At 47.5% G+C, this 17995-nt stretch carries 18 protein-coding genes; 10 read left to right on the top strand and 8 right to left on the bottom strand.

Annotated elements, in window-relative coordinates; all coding sequences use genetic code 11:
* Positions 1–174 precede the first annotated feature (174 nt).
* The 4 genes from QUA02_RS25770 to glpK all read right to left on the bottom strand — a co-directional run bounded on the left by QUA02_RS25770 (position 175) and on the right by glpK (position 3537).
* On the bottom strand, positions 175–390 hold the full coding sequence (locus QUA02_RS25770) for a hypothetical protein (protein ID WP_333031954.1): 216 nt from the start codon (positions 388–390) through the stop codon (positions 175–177).
* 325 nt (positions 391–715) lie between these two features.
* Positions 716–1216 carry a DUF3122 domain-containing protein gene (locus QUA02_RS25765; protein WP_333031951.1) on the bottom strand — a complete coding sequence of 167 codons (501 nt, stop codon included), beginning with the start codon at positions 1214–1216 and terminating at the stop codon, positions 716–718.
* Positions 1217–1605: 389 nt separating this feature from the next.
* Positions 1606–1977 (bottom strand): c-type cytochrome, encoded by a 372-nt coding sequence (locus tag QUA02_RS25760; protein WP_333031949.1) that lies wholly within the window; start codon positions 1975–1977, stop codon positions 1606–1608.
* A 72-nt stretch (positions 1978–2049) separates the two neighbouring features.
* Positions 2050–3537 carry a glycerol kinase GlpK gene (gene glpK / locus QUA02_RS25755; protein ID WP_333031947.1) on the bottom strand — a complete coding sequence of 496 codons (1488 nt, stop codon included), beginning with the start codon at positions 3535–3537 and terminating at the stop codon, positions 2050–2052.
* Between the two features lie 100 nt (positions 3538–3637).
* Here glpK and QUA02_RS25750 point away from each other — a divergent pair, with 100 nt between their 5' ends.
* Complete coding sequence (locus QUA02_RS25750; protein WP_333031946.1) at positions 3638–4222, top strand: endonuclease dU; 585 nt, start codon at positions 3638–3640, stop codon at positions 4220–4222.
* Positions 4223–4354: 132 nt separating this feature from the next.
* Here the strand turns inward: QUA02_RS25750 and QUA02_RS25745 are convergent, their stop codons facing one another.
* On the bottom strand, positions 4355–5557 hold the full coding sequence (locus tag QUA02_RS25745; RefSeq protein WP_333031944.1) for a hypothetical protein: 1203 nt from the start codon (positions 5555–5557) through the stop codon (positions 4355–4357).
* A gap of 29 nt (positions 5558–5586) precedes the next feature.
* Here QUA02_RS25745 and QUA02_RS25740 point away from each other — a divergent pair, with 29 nt between their 5' ends.
* From QUA02_RS25740 to apcB, 3 genes are all read left to right on the top strand, one after another.
* Positions 5587–5967 carry a hypothetical protein gene (locus QUA02_RS25740; RefSeq protein ID WP_333031943.1) on the top strand — a complete coding sequence of 127 codons (381 nt, stop codon included), beginning with the start codon at positions 5587–5589 and terminating at the stop codon, positions 5965–5967.
* A 429-nt stretch (positions 5968–6396) separates the two neighbouring features.
* Entirely contained in the window at positions 6397–6882 is a 486-nt protein-coding gene (gene apcA / locus QUA02_RS25735) for an allophycocyanin subunit alpha (protein ID WP_333031942.1), read from the top strand.
* A gap of 176 nt (positions 6883–7058) precedes the next feature.
* Positions 7059–7544 (top strand): allophycocyanin subunit beta, encoded by a 486-nt coding sequence (apcB, locus tag QUA02_RS25730; RefSeq protein ID WP_096829559.1) that lies wholly within the window; start codon positions 7059–7061, stop codon positions 7542–7544.
* A 3-nt stretch (positions 7545–7547) separates the two neighbouring features.
* Here apcB and QUA02_RS25725 read toward each other — a convergent pair whose 3' ends face one another.
* Positions 7548–7769, bottom strand: a complete 222-nt coding sequence (locus QUA02_RS25725; protein ID WP_333031941.1) for a hypothetical protein — start codon at positions 7767–7769, stop codon at positions 7548–7550.
* Between the two features lie 37 nt (positions 7770–7806).
* On the opposite strand from QUA02_RS25725, the gene QUA02_RS25720 reads away from it, so the two are divergent.
* Positions 7807–8010: a phycobilisome linker polypeptide gene (locus QUA02_RS25720; protein ID WP_006634929.1), complete on the top strand. Its 204-nt coding sequence runs from the start codon at positions 7807–7809 to the stop codon at positions 8008–8010.
* Positions 8011–8183: 173 nt separating this feature from the next.
* Here QUA02_RS25720 and QUA02_RS25715 read toward each other — a convergent pair whose 3' ends face one another.
* Entirely contained in the window at positions 8184–8606 is a 423-nt protein-coding gene (locus QUA02_RS25715; RefSeq protein ID WP_333031940.1) for an EamA family transporter, read from the bottom strand.
* A 36-nt stretch (positions 8607–8642) separates the two neighbouring features.
* On the opposite strand from QUA02_RS25715, the gene QUA02_RS25710 reads away from it, so the two are divergent.
* The 3 genes from QUA02_RS25710 (at position 8643) to QUA02_RS25700 (ending at position 13300) form a co-directional block, all read left to right on the top strand.
* Positions 8643–9863: an FtsW/RodA/SpoVE family cell cycle protein gene (locus QUA02_RS25710; protein WP_333031937.1), complete on the top strand. Its 1221-nt coding sequence runs from the start codon at positions 8643–8645 to the stop codon at positions 9861–9863.
* 445 nt (positions 9864–10308) lie between these two features.
* The gene (locus QUA02_RS33715) at positions 10309–10617 is read left to right on the top strand and encodes a hypothetical protein (protein ID WP_445305208.1); all 309 of its coding nucleotides are present in this window, start codon (positions 10309–10311) and stop codon (positions 10615–10617) included.
* Positions 10562–13300, top strand: a complete 2739-nt coding sequence (locus QUA02_RS25700) for a CHAT domain-containing protein (protein ID WP_333031935.1) — start codon at positions 10562–10564, stop codon at positions 13298–13300. Before QUA02_RS33715 ends, QUA02_RS25700 begins: the two co-directional genes overlap by 56 nt.
* Before the next feature lie 18 nt (positions 13301–13318).
* On the opposite strand, the gene QUA02_RS25695 is transcribed toward QUA02_RS25700, so the two are convergent.
* The gene (locus QUA02_RS25695; protein WP_333031932.1) at positions 13319–13972 is read right to left on the bottom strand and encodes a Crp/Fnr family transcriptional regulator; all 654 of its coding nucleotides are present in this window, start codon (positions 13970–13972) and stop codon (positions 13319–13321) included.
* Between the two features lie 701 nt (positions 13973–14673).
* On the opposite strand from QUA02_RS25695, the gene hslO reads away from it, so the two are divergent.
* Positions 14674–15573 (top strand): Hsp33 family molecular chaperone HslO, encoded by a 900-nt coding sequence (hslO, locus tag QUA02_RS25690; protein WP_333031931.1) that lies wholly within the window; start codon positions 14674–14676, stop codon positions 15571–15573.
* A 250-nt stretch (positions 15574–15823) separates the two neighbouring features.
* Positions 15824–17887 (top strand): hypothetical protein, encoded by a 2064-nt coding sequence (locus QUA02_RS25685; protein WP_333031929.1) that lies wholly within the window; start codon positions 15824–15826, stop codon positions 17885–17887.
* Positions 17888–17995: the final 108 nt, after the last annotated feature.

Raw genomic sequence — 17995 nt, 5'->3', positions numbered from 1 at the left:
AAGCAAGAACAGCATTGAATAAGTAGCCGATACTGATCCTCTCCCAAAGTGCGATCGACCCTGTGGTTTACTGTGTGGTTTGTAGTCAGGACGAAGAGTCCTCATCAATAAGGAGTAAAGTCCTGACTGCCAACGATCGCCCTTAATTTATCCAAAAGGGCGATCGAACTGGATTCATGCAGCCACAGAACATTTGCGCGATCGCAACAATTCCAAAGCTTGCTGTTTCACCCGACCTTCCATCACCTCTTTTTGCAAATTAATAAAAGCCTCAAAATCTTCTAAACCGTACTTAGTCATCTGCAACTGCTGTCGCAACTGTTCTTCGGCCTCAACCGTTAAGTAACCTGTTGCCAAAGCTTTTCGGACAATTTTACTGATTAAAGTCATAGTAGCTTCACCCTGAATACACGTACGTTAAAACACTGAAGTTTTGTCAACCGACTAACTCAGCTTTTAGTTTGTTTCATAATTACCCTTCAAATAGGTTAAATCTACCTTAAGGTCTATGTAAATAAAGTTATTTTTGATACATCGATGAAACTGTAGCGATTTTAAATGTAGAGTGCGATTAAATTGATCTATTTAGTTTTTGTTAGGTCACATTATTCTTCAATTACGTTAAATCTATCTTAAGGCATAATTTAAACATAGCGATTTGTGACATTGGAAATTGTATGGATTTTAAATGTAGAGTGCGCTTAAATTGGTATATTTAGTTTCCGTCTAACAACAGCCGCCATTCTCTGACAGCAAAAGGAGGAACCTGCAATTCTGTTTCTTGTTGATTTTTCACGGGGAAATTCAACCGCAAAGGTCTATTACTTTCCAATTTGGTAATTATTGATTTGAAGTCGTATTCTCCGACATTAATTGGCAAATTCGACTCGATCCAAATATCATTAGCCTTGCCAATTTCCCGACTTCCCGCCGCAACTTTCAGCGGAATAGGATGCTGCAATTCTGTTCCGGGAAATCCTACTAATCTCAGATTTAAAGACTTTACTACTCCCGACTTTACCCGCTTGTACAAAACAACTTGCCACGCTTTATCCTCTGTATCACGCAGGCTTTGTACGGATCGGAACATTACTGTCTCAGCAGTTTCTGGATATTTGTGAATCGAAGCCAAAGCGGGCGGGTTAACCGCTAAGATTAGATACAAGCACAAGCTAATGACAGTTAAAGTTCTACGCCAACAATAATGTTTTTTCAACTTGCAATACCTCCGATAATTTACACTTTTTTACAATAAAAAATGACAGGTTTTGTATTGAGATTATTAAGGGATGAACAATAGAAAAGAAAAAGCAGGCAGGTTTTGTATAAAGATTATTTATGGATGACAAAGTTAACCGCGAAAGGGAGCATCCCAATTTGGTAAAAAGCCGTTTTTTAGGAGTGCGAGCGTCTCGCTCGCGATCTAGCCGCGAGCGAGACGCTCGCACGCTATATCATCGAAATATATTATTCTGATGCAACCGTCCATGATATGAAAGCAAAAATGGGATGCTCCCCCGCGAAACCTGGCTACATTATACCTCGGCTTGGTTGGTTTCCTGAAGTTAAGCGCTAAACCTGCTCTGACAATCTACATAGTCTGGTTTATTTCCAATCGGTTTCGGCTTGGGATAGCACGTAAGCTGAAACATCGATAATTTGTTGTTCCGACAAACGATCTTTGTAGGCGGGCATAATACCTTTGCCGTTGGTTACTAAGTTAGAAATGTTGGCGATAGAATCCATGCCGTATTTTTTTAAGGCTTTTTGTTTCAAGTTTTTGCCGCGCCTGATAATGTTGCTACCGTTGATGTGACAACCTGCACAGTTGGCGCTGAAGACTTCGGCTGTGGTTGTGGGATTTGTAGGTGTATCTGCCAGGGCAATTTGGGAATTAGTGGCGATTTCTACAAAAGCCAGTGTCAGTATTAATAGAAAGGCGGTGAAGATTTTTTTTAAGTGAATTAGCGAAACCATTTATTTGCAGCTTGAAAATAGTGCTGATTTGATGATATCATTAAATAGGGATTTTTGGATGAACTAAGCGATTCATTCTTCCCAATCGAATGTGCGGGAAACTGCTTTTTTCCAAAAGCGATATTTTTGGTCGCGAAGTGCGATCGGCATTTTCGGTTCCCAAGTACAATCCACCGCCCAATTGTCCCGCAATTCGGCTAGCTGGCTCCAAAAACCCACCGCCAAACCGGCCGCATAAGCCGCACCGAGTGCAGTAGTTTCTGCTACCACAGGCCGCACCACAGGCACTCCCAAAACATCGCTCTGAAACTGCATCAACGTGTGATTTACCACCATTCCTCCGTCTACTTTCAAAGACAAAAGCTGCACAGCAGAATCCTGATTCATCGCATCCAATACTTCTCGGGTTTGCCATGCTGTCGCTTCCAATGCGGCGCGGGCAATGTGTGCCTTAGTCACGTAGCGAGTTAAACCTGCAATTACTCCCCGCGCGCTGTCTTTCCAATAGGGTGCGTAGAGTCCAGAAAATGCCGGGACAACGTAAACTCCTGCGCTATCTTCGACTGTATTTGCTAAGGTTTCTACTTCCGCAGATGTGTTGATGATGCCCAAATTGTCCCGCAGCCACTGCACTAAAGCTCCGGCGATCGCAATACTGCCTTCCAAAGCATACACAGCGGGCGATTCTCCCATCTTGTAGGCGACTGTTGTTAGCAATCCTTGCTTTGAAGGGACGATCGCCTCACCCGTATTCATCAGCATAAAACAGCCCGTACCGTAAGTATTTTTCGCCTCCCCGGGACTGAAACAAGTTTGCCCGACGAGGGCGGCTTGCTGATCGCCCAAAGCAGCAGCAATCGGAACACCTGCAAGCAATCCTTTTGCAGTTCCAAAAACGTGACTCGAAGGGCGAATTTCTGGCAGCATCTGGCGGGGAATTGCCATTATTTCCAAAGTTTCGGCATCCCAATCAAGGGTTTGCAAATCCATCAGCATCGTGCGACTGGCGTTGGTAACATCGGTAATGTGCGCGCCGCCAGTCAGGTGCCAAATTAGGAAAGTATCGACATTGCCAAAAATCGCATCCCCTCGAATTGCAGCTTCCCGCAATCCTGAAATATTGTCCAACATCCACTTAATTTTCGGCCCGCTGAAATAAGTTGCCAGCGGCAAACCGCATCGTTTTTGAAATCGATCTTTGCCCTCAACTTCAGCTAATTTTTCGCAAATTTGGTGAGTGCGGGTATCTTGCCAAACAATCGCATTGCCGTAAGGTTTGCCAGTGTTTTTGTTCCAAACAATTGCAGTTTCTCGCTGGTTGGCAATACCGAGTGCAGCAATATTTTTCGGGTCGATATTGCCGATTTCGAGTGCATTTTCAATGACACTTTGGGTGCACTGCCAAATTTCATCGCAATCGTGTTCAACCCATCCCGGTTGCGGATAGATTTGCTGGTGTTCTTGTTGGTTGCTGCAAATTATCTGTCCCCGGCGATCGAATACGATAAATCGGGTGCTGGTTGTTCCTTGGTCGATCGCTGCTACGTATTTTTTTGCCAATTGTCTAAAATATTTTTAGTAATGAGGTCTTTAACGTATATGATACTATATCGAGAAGTCAAATTAATGTCAAAAACTTTAGCTTAGGAAACTCCACAAGTTGAAACTGGCAGATTTGCTGAGGCTCGATCGCACAATTAAGGTTATTGGCTTTGACGACGCTCCTTTTTCTCGGACAAGCGGCAGTCTGGTGTCGATCGCAGGAGTAGTCTGCGGGGGGACTCGATTTGAAGGAATGGTGTGGGGACAAGTCCTCCCAGACGGATTAGATGCCACGGATGCTATTTCTGGGCTACTCCTCGGAGGCAAATTTCTGCCGCAATTGCATCTCGTTTTGCTAGACGGAATTGCTTTCGGCGGCTTCAATATTATTGACCTTCCCGAGTTAGCATCGCGGCTGCAAATTCCGTGCGTTTCTGTCATGCGCCGCCAACCAAATTTAGCTGCTGTTGAAAAAGCCCTCGGCCATTTACCCGACTTGGAATACCGTTTAGAGTTGTTGCGCCGCGCTGGTAAAATTTACGCTTTTGAACCTTTCTTTTTTCAAGTGTGCGGCGAACAACCCGAAGTAATTGCGCTGGTGCTCCCGCGTTTGACAGACACTGGTAAGGTTCCTGAAGCTTTGCGTTTGGCTCATTTGATTGGTGCGGCTGTAATGACTGGTGTTAGCGGCAGTTCTGCTTGAATAAGAGTGAATAGAACGGGCAAGATGCCCGTCCCACAAAGAGGAATTTTTTTGGTGGGTTGGCATCCTTCCAGCCCATGAAAAGCTTATTGTAAATGATTTTATTCGATGAGTTTGTACCTACCTACTTACTTACACAATTTCGCCGTCTAATTCACCGAATTCGATTTTAGTTCCCAATGCCAAAGTTAAGGTACTTTCAGGTTCTACCATTTTTAGATCGCCTTGAATGTCTGTGGCCCACCAAGCGCGATCGCACAAATTGGTCAATCCTAACGAAAGCTCGTTTCTCGATCGAGAAGTGACTATAGCTACAAGACCGTTAGATGCTGCGGCTGTTAAACTCGGTATGTCAGAGGTGAATAGTTGAGTTCCCGCACTCAGAGGAATAATTCGACTTCCTAATTTCAAGGAAAATTGGCTGCTGGTAAAAGAATTTATTGCGGGCTGAGCTGATATAATACTAGGCGGAACATTGGCCGGTGTTGGGGCTGGCAAGTCAGAGTTTCCTACTGTAATTGTACAGTTGCCGATTCTCTTTTGGTCGCCCGATCGCAAATAACTCACCGCCCCACTATCAAAATTTTCGCAAACAATTTGCCCCGCCTCCAATTGAAAGCGCATAGCCAGGGGCGAAACATTCGGAATACAGATAATAGACAAGTTATCATCGCTACCAAAAGTCACCGGTTCCGCACCAATAGTAAGAGTGCGATTGACTCCACTATCGTAACTAATTACTAGCCAAGCTTTGTTAAACAAAGTTTCAGCCACAACTAGCATAATTCCAATCCAAAAACCGATCGCAGCACAGCCAGCTAAACGGCCCGCCGTACCGGATAAAGTATAAGCAAACAGAATAAATAAACAGCCGCCCAAAACGCCTCCAACGCCGCCGCCTCCCGCGCCGCGAAGCGCTCCTAAATTGGGAATCGGTTTGGAAAGTCCAAGTCCTAGCAAACTGCCAGCTATTCCCCAGCAAATCACTCGCAATATTTCGTTTTCGCCGTCGCCAATCCCGCTAAAAATACCTTCAGCGATCGCCCCAGAAATTGCCCCCGCGATTAAACCAAACAATCCCCCATTTTTTAAAGCCTGTTTAATTTGGGGCTTGCCTTTGATATAGTAATAATAGCCGAACACGATCGCAGTAGCAATGCCGCCGCCTACCAATCCAAACCAGCGAGCTGTAGACAATACACTGTCAAAAACAGATTCCGAACCAGTGAGCCCCTGCATGAAAGGTTCGGTGATGAGATTGCCGGCGAAACCCCCGACAGCACCGCTAATCCCAAACTGCAAAGCTTTTTTAAGGGCTGATAGATTTCTTTTCACGGCGCACCTGGTTAAAAGTCAAAGTCAAATTGAGCTACAAGCTCGAAAGTCACGATTTCCGACGATCTGATATCTTGCACTATTATCAAGAACAGGCCAGACGGCCTGTTCCACAAACACAAAAAGTGAGTTTTCTTGTGGGGTGGGCAGGAGAACCCGCCCGTCCAAGACTTATTGAGAATGCTGCAAGATGTGCGATCGTCTCACATCTCCCCCCTGTCTCCCGCCTGTCTCCCCCCATCTTCGGCTTGTCCCCCTCTCAGGGAAAAGTCTTTGAGCTTCGCGCCGTCGCCCGCCACAAATCCCTCTCAGGGTTCGATCGCCTGCAACCCTTGCTGCGAGATAATTATAGCGATTTTTTTATCTGTGAAATTTTAACAGAGAAGACCCAAGCGAGGGCCCAAATATGAAAAGGAATATTACAAACTATTACAGTAACACTCAGAATGTGAACATAATGCCTCAAAATACTTGCGAGAGGTAGTTGTGTCAGAGGAGCAATAATATCCTTACTAACTGCCCGACAGTCACTCGATCGCCACTAAGTGGCCTGCTGCAATCTCGATCGTAGATTAAAGATCGCATCAGTCATTTGTGGTATTGTAAGCGACAGGCTTAGTGCGAGCACTCACAACCGCACCGGCGTGAAGAACCAGCGCCGTCAAGCACCGAAGGCAGTCACCCGCCAACAACTTCAACCGTTGCTGGCTGTGGAAAGTCCAGCCTTCCCCGTCAAAGCTCTTGCTTGAGCATGAAAGGTAAGGGATGCAAGCGCCCGCCGTCGCTAGCTCAGCGCAGAGCAGTTCGCAATTGCAAAATATCCAGCGGGTACACACAAGATGAGTATCGTCACCAAATCAATCGTCAACGCAGACGCCGAAGCTCGCTACTTGAGCCCAGGTGAATTAGATCGGATCAAGAGCTTCGTCACCTCTGGTGAACGCCGCGTCCGCATCGCCCAAATTTTGAGCGAATCCCGCGAACGCATCGTCAAGCAAGCAGGCGACCAACTTTTCCAAAAGCGCCCTGATGTTGTTTCTCCCGGCGGCAACGCTTACGGCGAAGAAATGACCGCAACTTGCTTGCGCGACTTAGATTACTACCTGCGTTTGATCACCTACGGAATCGTAGCTGGCGACATTACTCCGATCGAAGAAATCGGTATTGTCGGCGTCCGCGAAATGTACAGATCTCTCGGCACCCCGATTGAAGGCGTCGCCGAAGGCGTTCGCGCTATGAAAAATGCAGCCAGTTCGCTGCTGTCTGGAGAAGACGCTTCCGAAGCTGCCTCTTACTTCGACTACGTTATCGGTGCGATGCAGTAAGGAATTTCGATTTTAGATTATAGATTTTAGATTGAATAATTGGGGGTTGCTGGTAACAAGCTAAAAGCTTTTGCAGATAACCGACCACTTGAAAATCTCAAATCCCAAATCCCAAGTCCCAAATTCTAGCTCCAAAATTGGACTGACTCAGCCACTTTCAAGGAAACAAGACAACCATGCAAGACGCAATTACCGCCGTTATCAATTCCTCTGACGTTCAAGGTAAGTACCTCGACATCAGCGCTCTAGACAAGCTCAAGAACTACTTTGCTTCTGGCGAACTGCGCGTCCGCGCCGCTACAGCCATCAGCGCCAATGCAGCCACAATCGTCAAAGAAGCAGTTGCTAAGTCTCTGCTGTACTCTGACGTAACTCGTCCCGGTGGCAATATGTACACCACCCGTCGCTATGCAGCTTGCATCCGCGACTTGGACTACTACCTCCGCTACGCCACCTACGCCATGCTAGCTGGCGACCCTTCCATCCTCGACGAGCGCGTGCTCAACGGTTTGAAAGAAACCTACAACTCCTTGGGCGTGCCCATCGGTTCTACCGTACAAGCAATCCAAGCAATGAAAGAAGTCACCGCCGGTTTGGTCGGTTCTGACGCTGGTAAAGAAATGGGCGTCTATTTCGACTACATCTCCTCTGGCTTGAGCTAAGACTCAGGAAGAAGGAAGAAGGAAAAAGGAAGAAAGAAGGAAGAAAGAAAAATATTTATTTCTTGCCTCTTTTAACTTTGGACTTGTTACCTTTGGCTTTGAAAAGAGGTCAGGGAAGTTGAGAGTGATTGCTAGACCGTCAAAGGCTTGTCGAGAAAGCCCGACGAGTTTTAACGAGCTAGTTTTGACTCCTAACTCCCTGCCTTCAATCTTTAAAAAATCCATCTAATAATCTGTAAACCTACTCAGGAGTTAGTTTCCCATGAGAATGTTTAAGGTGACTGCTTGCGTCCCCAGCCAAACACGCATCCGCACTCAGCGCGAATTGCAAAATACCTATTTTACTAAGCTGGTTCCCTACGATAACTGGTTCCGGGAACAGCAAAGAATTATGAAAATGGGCGGCAGAATTATTAAAGTGCAACTGGCTACCGGTAAGCCCGGAGCTAATACTGGTCTACTTTAAGATCCGAAGCTGGATTAGTAGAGGGGTAAGAGGTCGAGCGCGACCTCTTTTTTGTTGTTATAGCACAAGGAAGAAGGCTTTAGTTATCCTTATATACTTCCAGTGATATCAATTCCGGCTGCGCCGGAATGAGAGAGAGGACACGGCAGTGCCGTTTCCCTACGCCCATAATTTCAATAAGCCGAAAGTATCACTGCAATTATCGCTAACAAAACAGCAAGCATTTGCGGTAACGTAATAGCCTCTTTCAGGAATAAAGCCGATAACACTATAGTAATCAGCGGGTAAATAGACGTAACACTGACTACATTAGCAACTTCACCTTTACCAAGGGCAATAAAAAATACTAATGACGCCACAGTGCCGCAAATGCCAACTAATACGGCAAACAAAATTCCCCTCACATCTCCCTCAAAACTAAAACTCTTAGTTTGGATAAGGATAAATAAAGTCATTAAAATAGCGCCAATTGCTTCATAAACAAAAGCAGTTTTGTAGTCAATATATTTAGTCGCTAAATTGCCAAAAAATCCCCACAAACCATATAATAGCGAACAGATTAATGCGTAAATTAACCAATCTGGTATTTTAGCCATGTTTGTTAGAGTTTATTGAGATCATTTTAAAATCCTATGGCTGCTGACATTCGACGCTTCATTCCATTTTTTGACCCCAGCGCGTCTCAATGGGCTGCTGAGGCCCGCTGGCTGAGGTGGCTGACTTTTCTGTGGCTGTTTGTCGGGCTGACAGCATTGTTTTCGGCTTCCTATCCGATCGCAAATTCAGAATTTGGAGACGGCCTTTATTATTTTAAACGGCAGCTAATCGCAGTGGCGATCGGGCTGGCCGGTTTTAACTTGATGGTATACTCCCCCCTGCGCTACCTGCTGAAAACATCTCAGTTGGGCGTTTTATTGCTGCTGGGAGTGCTGTGGTTGACCTTAGTTCCGGGAGTGGGAACCACCATTAACGGCGCGACTCGCTGGATATCTCTGGGCCCGGTTCCGATTATTCAACCTTCTGAGTTGATCAAGCCGTTTTTGGTTCTCCAAAGCGCCCGCATTTTCGGCAACTGGCCCCGGTTGACCAATAAAGTTCGGCTGACTTGGCTGGGCATTTTCGGGGCGATGCTGTTGGGAATTTTATTGCAGCCCAATTTGAGCACCACGGCTTTGTGCGGCATGACTTTGTGGTTGGTGGCTTTGGCGGCGGGCTTGCCTTACTTGCAGTTGGGCGCAACGGCGATCGGCGGAATGCTGTTGGCGGTTTTAAGTATTAGTTTTCGGGAATATCAGCGCCGCCGGATTATGTCTTTTCTGAATCCTTGGGCCGATCCGATGCAGGATGGCTATCAGTTGATTCAAAGTCTGCTGGCTGTGGGTTCTGGGGGCATTTGGGGTGTTGGTTTGGGGATGTCGCAGCAAAAGTTATTTTATTTGCCGATTCAGTACAGCGATTTTATTTTTGCTGTGTTTGCTGAGGAGTTTGGTTTGGTGGGAGGTTTCTCACTGTTGCTGATGTTGGCGGCTTACGGTACGGTGGCTTTGAGGGTGGCGATGAAGGCCAGGAATATTGAGTCTCAGTTGGTGGCTATTGGGGTGATGGTGGTGATGGTGGGACAGTCGCTGCTGAATATTGGGGTGGCGACGGGGGTTTTGCCGACTACGGGTTTGCCGCTGCCGTTTTTTAGTTACGGCGGTTCTTCGATGGTGGCGAGTTTGCTGTTGTCGGGGTTGCTGATTCGGGTGGCGAGGGAGAGTTCTGAGGCTGAGGTGGTTTCTTTGGATGGCCTCCGACAGATGCCCGGAAAGCAGAAGTTACGATCGAACAACGGCAATACACAAGTTGAGTAATTTGTCAATAGTAAACAAACCCGATTTTTGGAAAAAACCGGGTTTGTTTATTTCCTCCCGAACTACTGGCAGAATACCAATTTATAGCAACCGCTATCTTCGCGAAGAACACGGATGTTGAGAAAAGAAGAAATAGGCGATATTAAGGCGGTTCGGGAGCTATATCGTGAGAGAGAAGGTCGATCGACTATTTCCCTCGCCCGTCACCTTTATTTGGCGGTTCTTCTTGTTGTTCTTGAGGTTTAGCTGTGATGTTAGCTAATTCTTTTTTGTCGGGTTTTGGTGTTTCTGGAGTTGAGTTAGCCATTGAATTTTTTCCTAAATAGATGCACCGCTTAATGATATCTTTTCTGGCTACAAATGTATTGCTGTAGATAGGGGGAGGAAAATCAAGACAGACAATTCGATTTGGGCTTTAATATTAGACAGCATTATGTAGATGCAAATGGCTGTAGCTTGCTATACTGCTGGAGGGTTGCAGCCAAACAAATCGGAGGCGGACGCAAAAACACCTTTGTTAAGAATTAAATGCCGAGATGGCGATCTCGAACGATTAACCCTTGCTGCTGCAATTTTCCCAGCATTCGCGTTACTGTTACCAAAAAGAATTGGTTTAAAGCCCCAAGCCCGATCGGGAGAAATTAAAAGAAGACTATTTATTAGTCCAATCCTCTTCCTTCCAGTTAGAGGTCGCTATCTTGCAGTCAACAGTCAACAGTCAACAGTCAACAGTCAACAGTCAACAGTCAACTGAACCGCGTCGTGCAAATCGCATTAGCAATATCTTGATGTGTCAAGCGGATGCTCAAAACAGAGGCCTCTCAAAAGTTATGAAACTGCAAAAAATTGGATTGTCGGGACTCATCTCAATCTTAGCGGTGCTGACTGTAGGCGAGTTTCGGTTTATCCCTAATTCTCAATTTAAAATCATCAATTCTCAGGCCTTGGCTCAAACCCAAGCTGAGCGGAAAGCGGAAGCAGATCGACTTTTAAAGGAAGGGATTCAGCAGTATGATATTAGTCAATTTCAAGCTGCATTGCAGTCTTGGCAACAGGCACTAATAATTTATCTAGAAATTAAAGACCGCCCAGGCGAAGGGTGGGCTCTGGGAAGTCTGGGAATTGCTTACGATTCCCTCGGCGACTACGCCAAAGCGATCGATTACGCTCAGCAGTCGTTGGCGATCGCCCGAGAAATTAAAGACCGCCAAAGCGAGGGGTGGGCTCTGGGAAGTCTGGGAATTGCTTACGATTCCCTCGGCGACTACGCCAAAGCGATCGAGTACGCTCAGCAGTCGTTGGCGATCGCCCGAGAAATTAAAGACCGCCAAAGCGAGGGGACAGCTCTGGGAAATCTGGGAAATGCTTACCGTAACCTCGGCGACTACGCCAAAGCCATCGAGTACGCTCAGCAGCAGTTGGCGATCGCCCGAGAAATTAAAGACCGCTACAGCGAGGGGACAGCTCTGGGAAATCTGGGAAATGCTTACCGCAACCTCGGCGACTACGCCAAAGCCATCGAGTACGCTCAGCAGTGGTTGGCGATCGCCCGAGAAATTAAAGACCGCCGAAGCGAGGGGGGGGCTCTGGGAAATCTGGGACTTGCTTACTTTTCCCTCGGCGACTACGCCAAAGTCATCGAGTACGCTCACCAGCAGTTGGCGATCGCCCGAGAAATTAAAGATCGCCAAAGCGAGGGGGCTGCTCTGGGAATTCTGGGAATTGCTTACGATTCCCTCGGCGACTACGCCAAAGCCATCGAGTACCAACAGCAGTCGTTGGCGATCGCGCGAGAAATTAAAGACCGCGAAAGCGAGGGGAAAGCTCTCGGAAGTCTTGGAATTGCTTACCTTTCCCTCGGCGACTACGCCAAAGCGATCGACTACGCTCAGCAGTGGTTGGCGATCGCCCGAGAAATTAAAGACCGCCAAAGCGAGGGGACGGCTCTCAACAATCTAGGATTCGCTCTCTCCAAATCTGGCAATCTCCCAGCAGCAGAGAAAACCCTACTTGATAGTATTAAAGTTTCGGAATCTCTCCGTGCTGGATTAGGCGATGTCAATAAAGTGTCAATCTTTGAAACTCAAACTAACCCCTACCTCACTTTACAAGAAGTCTTCATTGCTCAGAAAAAAACTAATGACGCTTTAGAAATTGCCGAACGGGGTAGGGCCCGAGCTTTTGTGGAGTTATTGGCATCTCGCCAAGCCCCATCTGCATCTGTCCCAACTACTATCAACCCCCCCAATATCCAGCAAATTCAACAAATCGCTAAAGAGCAAAACGCTACCCTCGTCGAGTATTCCATTATTAGGAATGAAGCCCTCTATATTTGGGTCATCAAGCCGACTGGTGAAATTACCTTTCGCTCCGTTGACCTCAAATCTCTCGACATCAATCTACCCGAAGCCAGCGAAGAGACAAGAGTATCTGCTGCTACCGGGAGGAGAGGATTAAACGAGCAAGATACCGCCTTAGCTGAGATGATTCGCGGCACTCGCGATGCTCTCGGTGTATTGGGGGACACTGCCAATACACAAACAGCTAATTCCCCTACTTCTACCACTGCTAATTCTCGGATAATCTACCCCAAATTACAGCAAAGTTATCAACTACTCATTCAACCCATTGCCGATCTTTTACCTACTGACCCGAATGCTCCTGTCATCTTCATTCCCCATCAATCCCTGTTTTTAGTTCCCTTTGTCGCCTTACAATATCCGACAGGTCAATATTTGATTGAAAAACATACCATCCTCACTGCTCCCGCCATTCAAATTTTGCAGTTCACCCGCCAATCACGGCAAAAAAACCGACAACTTTCTCTCCAAAATAACCTCGTCGTCGGCAATCCAATTATGCCCAAAATAGGCACCCCGCCGCGCCAATTAGATCCCTTACCGGGCAGCGAACGGGAAGCAATTACAATTGCCCAACTTCTGAATACTAAACCGATTACAGGCTCTCAAGCGACTAAAGCATCGATTACTCAACAGATGCTAAAAGCCCGGATTATTCATCTGGCAACTCACGGATTACTCAATGAAGTGAAGAGCCGAGATTTACCGGGAGCGATCGCCCTAGCTCCATCAGGAAATGATGACGGATTGCTGACTTCGAGCGAAATTTTGGATTTAAAATTAAATGCTGAATTAGTGGTATTAAGTGCTTGCAATACTGGCAGAGGAAAAGTGACAGGCGATGGCGTGGTTGGATTATCTCGTGCTTTAATTAGTGCTGGTGTTTCCAGTATTATCGTTTCTCTGTGGTTTGTGCCCGACGATCCGACAGCGCAATTAATGGCAGAATTCTATCGCCAATTACAGAAAAACCCGAATAAAGCTCAAGCTTTGCGGCAAGCGATGCTGATGACAATGAATATGCACCCAAATCCTCAAGATTGGGGGGCGTTTACGCTGATTGGCGAAGCAGAATAAGATTTTTTTCGGCGCTTGCTACACTGCTTGAGGGTTGCAGCCAAACAAATCAGACGATGTGGCAAAAACATCTTTGTTAAGTATTAAATGCCGATCGGCATCTCGACTAACTAACCCTTGCTGCTGCAATTTTCCCAGCATTCGAGTTACTGTTACCCGAGTCGTGCAAATCGCATTAGCAATATCTTGATGTGTCAAGCGGATGTTCAAACGAGTCCCCTCAACCACAGGCTGGCCGAAGTCTTGTTGCAATAATAACAGTAGCTGATACAAACGGTCATCTACTCGCCGCTGTCCGGCGATCGCTAAAATTGATTCCATTTGCCGCAGTCGCCGTACCATTTGAGGCAGCAACTCGTGAGCCAATTGAGGAGAAGCTTCGATTTCCACCATAGAATACCACATCAAATAAACATCTGATGTCGCCGTAGCTCGGTAAGTCTGCAAGCTTGTCAACCACAAACCGAAGCACATTGAAGGCCCCACCCAACCCAAAAGTCCTTCTTCCCCGGTTGGATAAAGCGTGCTCAGTTGTGCTAGACCTTGACAGACTCGCCAAAGGCCTTGCGACATCAAAGGAATGGTTTCGCCCTTGGCATAAAAATGCAAGTTCCGAGTCGCTCCCGTGTTATGCTGGATTTCCGCTAAAAGTGCTTTGGATGTTGGTGGCATATCCGTTATTTCCAGCTAAAAAACACTGGTCTGAGACCTACGGCTCTCACTCTAGCTTACAAAGGTAAAGGTTTGGTAATCGTCAGGTTAGCGGCAAGATAAGCTTTAGTTATTAGTTGTTCGTCATTAGTTTAGGACTTACGTGCGGGTAGCCAGAAACCGGGTTTTTTAGCTTAAATACACGGCTTAAAACCCTCAATTTCGGTTAAAAAACCCGGTTTATTTGTGGGCGAATGCGTCCGGGATTATAGTTGTCAGTCATTGATTGTGAGTTGTTATAATACCAATTCTCCAAAGTTTTGCAACAATGAGTGTGGGTTTGTTTGCTGAAATATTGTGTAAGGTGCGTCGCTCAAAGATTGTGGATATTATTTAAGATTTTTGATGGCGACGCACCCTACAGATACTGTTGTATGAGTTTTGATAATTAATATAACATGACAGAGGGTACGCTGGCTTTGGAAAAATAAATGCACTCGTTATTCTGGGTTTTGCAAAAAAATATTTATGTTCAAAAATCAAGCAGATTATTTGTTAATAAATAGTCGGTTAATGAAGGTTTTATAGAAAAAATAGGGGAGTTGTGAAGTTCGATCGCACTCCCAGGCCTGCGGAGTCAACTGCGGCTATCTGCTGCCACAATTTTCAAGAACTTCTAAAATAGTTCAAGAAGGTATCAAAAGAAAAAAGCAAGGTTTTTCATGGCCGATCAATTAATTCGCGCTACAGCCGCAGAGGGCGGAATTCGCGCTGTAGGCGTCATTACCACCCGCCTCACCGAAGAAGCAAGACGGCGGCACAAGCTCTCCTACGTGGCTACAGCCGCCCTCGGCCGCACGATGTCGGCGGGGCTGTTACTCGCCTCCAGCATGAAACGCCCCGAATCGAGAGTCAACATTCGCATCAAAGGAGATGGGCCGCTGGGCGGACTTCTAATTGATGCGGGACTGGATGGAACGGTTCGAGGTTATGCGGACAATCCCGGAGTGGAACTGCCGCCCAATGCGATCGGCAAACTCGATGTCGGCGGGGCAATAGGCAACGGTTATTTGTACGTGGTGCGGGATGTTGGATACGGCTTCCCTTACTCAAGTACGGTAGAATTGGTTTCCGGCGAAATTGGCGACGATCTGACTCACTATTTGGCAACCTCGGAGCAGACGCCTTCGGCTTTGGTTTTGGGGGTATTTGTGGGGGCTGGGGGGGTGCAAGCGTCTGGGGGCGTGCTGTTGCAGGTTCTGCCGAAGGCGGCAACGGACGAAAAATTGGTGCAAACTCTAGAATCTAGAGTTGCTGCACTGTCGGGCTTTACGCCGCTGCTGCGATCGGGCAAAACGCTGCACGAGATTCTGGAAGAGTTACTGGGAGATATGGGGCTGGAAATTTTCTCGGAAACTCAGATGGTGCGCTTTCACTGCGGCTGTTCGTTCGATCGAGTTTTGGGAGCTTTGAAAATGTTGGGCGAAGCGGAACTCCAAGACATGATTGAAAAAGATGGCGGGGCTGAGGCTACGTGCCATTTCTGCAACGAGGTTTACAAAGCTAACAGCGCTCAGCTTACGGAACTGATCGGCGATTTGCGATCGAACTCCGGTTCTTGAGACGATAACGTGTAATTGGCTCTATTGAGTGCGAGTTAGGGATCGGGGCCTTGACCAATTGCCAATTACGCATTATCAATTACCTAATTGCGAAATTTTGATTTGGGCGGCGCAGGCGATCGGCTCTTGCAGTCTTGGGCCGGCGGGAGTATGTAAAAGTGATGAATACATTTTATAGAGCAGTTGATAGCAGCGTTCTCCGTTTTGAAATAACTAACACAGGCTGGTTGCTGTTTGTGGTAAGCACGATATGAGTCAAGATCGCAAAATACCAGGCCCTTGGTCTGCATCAGAATCATTGGAGTCAACAAAGGATACTTCATCGCTGGTGCCACTTCCAGCAAGGAAAAACCGGGCTGAGCGACTTAAAGAGCTCCGAGAGCTTGTTACTTCGGGAAAACTGCCGGGAGGGCATCTGGAACTACCGCCGAATTTGTCTGGGGAAAACTCGCAGCCGCTGGGGAGACACAATCAGTTGTGGCGGAACTGGTCGAATAAGTGGCAGTTTTGGCTGGCGGTGAGTTTGATGCTGTCGGTGGGTATGGGGTTTGTGGCAATTGCGTCTTTGCTCAACCTGACCTCGCAGTCGAATTGCTCAAAGATTTTTTGGCCGACGGCTTCTGCTAACGATCGCTTTTTTTGCGCTCAAGAAGCAGCTAGCAAGCGGACGGTGGATGATTTGCTTTTGGCGATCGAATTAGTGAATGCTTTGCCACAGGATCACCCGATGCGGCCCAGAATTAACGGTCAAATCGATCGGTGGTCGGAGGATATTCTCAGGTTGGGAAATGCTAGCTTCCAAGAAGGGAATCTGGAGGAGGCGATTGCGATAGCGAACAAGGTTCCTCAAAACGTTCCCGCTTACCCGACGGTGGAAAAGCAGATTGAAAAGTGGCAGTCGATATGGAGCGATTCAGAGAAAATTTACCGCACGGCCGAAGACCACTTGCGTCAGGAAGAGTGGGCGCTGGCTTTCCGCGAAGCTACTCTGCTGTTGGATTCGGGAAATACTTTCTGGGAATCTGCTAAGTACGAGGAATTGACGAAGGCAATTCAGGCGACTCGGGCTGAGGGCAATAATTTGGTAAAAGCCAGGAATAAAGCCTCGGAGGGAGGGTTCGACAATCTGTTGACGGGGATTAAGCTGGCTCAGGGAATTGGTCAAAACAGTTATTTGTATCAAGCTGCCAATAAGCTGATCGCGGAATTTAGCAAGAAAATGATGGATATCGCCCAAAAACGCTTGCAAGCAGGCGATTGGCAGCAGGCGACCGCGATGGCTAACAAGATTCCAGAGTCGGCAAATTTAAAGGAACAAGTTCAGGATTTTAACGAGTTGGCTAATGCTACTTCTCAGGCTTTGACTGGCTCTGTTGATGGTTTGTCTAAGGCGATCGAGTCCGCTCAAAAGTTGAATTCGGGCCGCCCTTTGTACAAACAAGCTCAAGATTTAGTCGGCCGCTGGCAGCAAGAAATCGCTGATGTGAAAGTTTTGGATTTGGCAAGCAGGCTGGCGGCGCCGGGAGGGGTAAATGATTTGAGGGCTGCGATCGCACAATTGCAAACAGTCCCGCAATCAAATCCTCGCTCTGAGCAAGCTCTCCGTCAAATTAGCCGCTTGAGCCGTCAAATCGAACTGCTCGAAGACAGTCCGTATTTGCAAAGAGCGAACGATTTGGCGAGTACGGGCGATCCGAATTCTCTGGAGGCCGCCGTTGCTCAAGCTTCTCGGATCGCTAGAGGTAGGGCGCTTTACGGGGAAGCTCAGGGCAAAATTCAAGCTTGGATCGAGAGGAGACAGCGGCTTGTTGACCAGCCGTTTTTGGACAGAGCTCAGCAGCTAGCGGCGGGCGGCAATTTGGCGGGGGCAATTGAGATGGCCCGCCGGATTCGATCGGGACGGGTGCTTTACGAGCAAGCTCGATCGAACATTCGGACTTGGGAGGCTCAATTTCAGGGCGAGCAAGGTTTGCAGAGCGCCCGTCAGGCCGCCCGAGCGGGGACTGCTGACGCTTTGCAAACGGCAATTTCCCTGGCAAGTCAGGTGCCGCAGTCGAGTTCGCTCCGGTGGCAGGCGAGTGAGGCGATTGATGAGTGGAGCCAGCGGATTTTGGCGCTTGGTGTGGAACAGTCGTCGTCGGATCTGGCTGGGGCGATCGCGACTTTGAAGAAAATTCCCTCGGGCACTCGGGCTTTTGAGCAAGCTCGATCGCAAATCGAAGTTTGGGAGGAGTCGCTGAATCCTCCTGATGCTGAATCTCCCCCTCCCGAACCCCCGGAAACCGAGCCTCCGAGCAGCTCTCCGAGTCGCTAGGTTAACTCGCTTGCCAGACGTTGGGCGGGGGGGTTTAAACCCCCGTCTCACAGCTTGCATTCGGTTAAAACCGACTAAGAATTCATCAATTGCCACCGGATTTGAAAA

Origin of the sequence: Microcoleus pseudofavosus SVA1_A4 (genome assembly GCF_036700565.1) — a bacterium.
Taxonomy (GTDB): Bacteria; Cyanobacteriota; Cyanobacteriia; order Cyanobacteriales; family Microcoleaceae; genus Microcoleus.
Note: the sequence above shows the minus strand (reverse complement) of the source record. Positions and strands in the feature narration are given on the sequence as shown.

Bases quoted from the DNA above. Each gene is read 5' to 3' on its own strand.
- QUA02_RS25770 (WP_333031954.1), bottom strand. From the start codon at position 390: ATGACTTTAATCAGTAAAATTGTCCGAAAAGCTTTGGCAACAGGTTAC.
- QUA02_RS25695 (WP_333031932.1), bottom strand. From the start codon at position 13,972: ATGCCACCAACATCCAAAGCACTTTTAGCGGAAATCCAGCATAACACG.
- QUA02_RS25725 (WP_333031941.1), bottom strand. From the start codon at position 7,769: ATGGATTTTTTAAAGATTGAAGGCAGGGAGTTAGGAGTCAAAACTAGC.
- QUA02_RS25720 (WP_006634929.1), top strand. From the start codon at position 7,807: ATGAGAATGTTTAAGGTGACTGCTTGCGTCCCCAGCCAAACACGCATC.
- QUA02_RS25760 (WP_333031949.1), bottom strand. From the start codon at position 1,977: ATGGTTTCGCTAATTCACTTAAAAAAAATCTTCACCGCCTTTCTATTA.
- apcA (WP_333031942.1), top strand. From the start codon at position 6,397: ATGAGTATCGTCACCAAATCAATCGTCAACGCAGACGCCGAAGCTCGC.
- hslO (WP_333031931.1), top strand. From the start codon at position 14,674: ATGGCCGATCAATTAATTCGCGCTACAGCCGCAGAGGGCGGAATTCGC.
- QUA02_RS25710 (WP_333031937.1), top strand. From the start codon at position 8,643: ATGGCTGCTGACATTCGACGCTTCATTCCATTTTTTGACCCCAGCGCG.
- QUA02_RS25715 (WP_333031940.1), bottom strand. From the start codon at position 8,606: ATGGCTAAAATACCAGATTGGTTAATTTACGCATTAATCTGTTCGCTA.
- QUA02_RS33715 (WP_445305208.1), top strand. From the start codon at position 10,309: ATGGCTGTAGCTTGCTATACTGCTGGAGGGTTGCAGCCAAACAAATCG.
- QUA02_RS25685 (WP_333031929.1), top strand. From the start codon at position 15,824: ATGAGTCAAGATCGCAAAATACCAGGCCCTTGGTCTGCATCAGAATCA.
- apcB (WP_096829559.1), top strand. From the start codon at position 7,059: ATGCAAGACGCAATTACCGCCGTTATCAATTCCTCTGACGTTCAAGGT.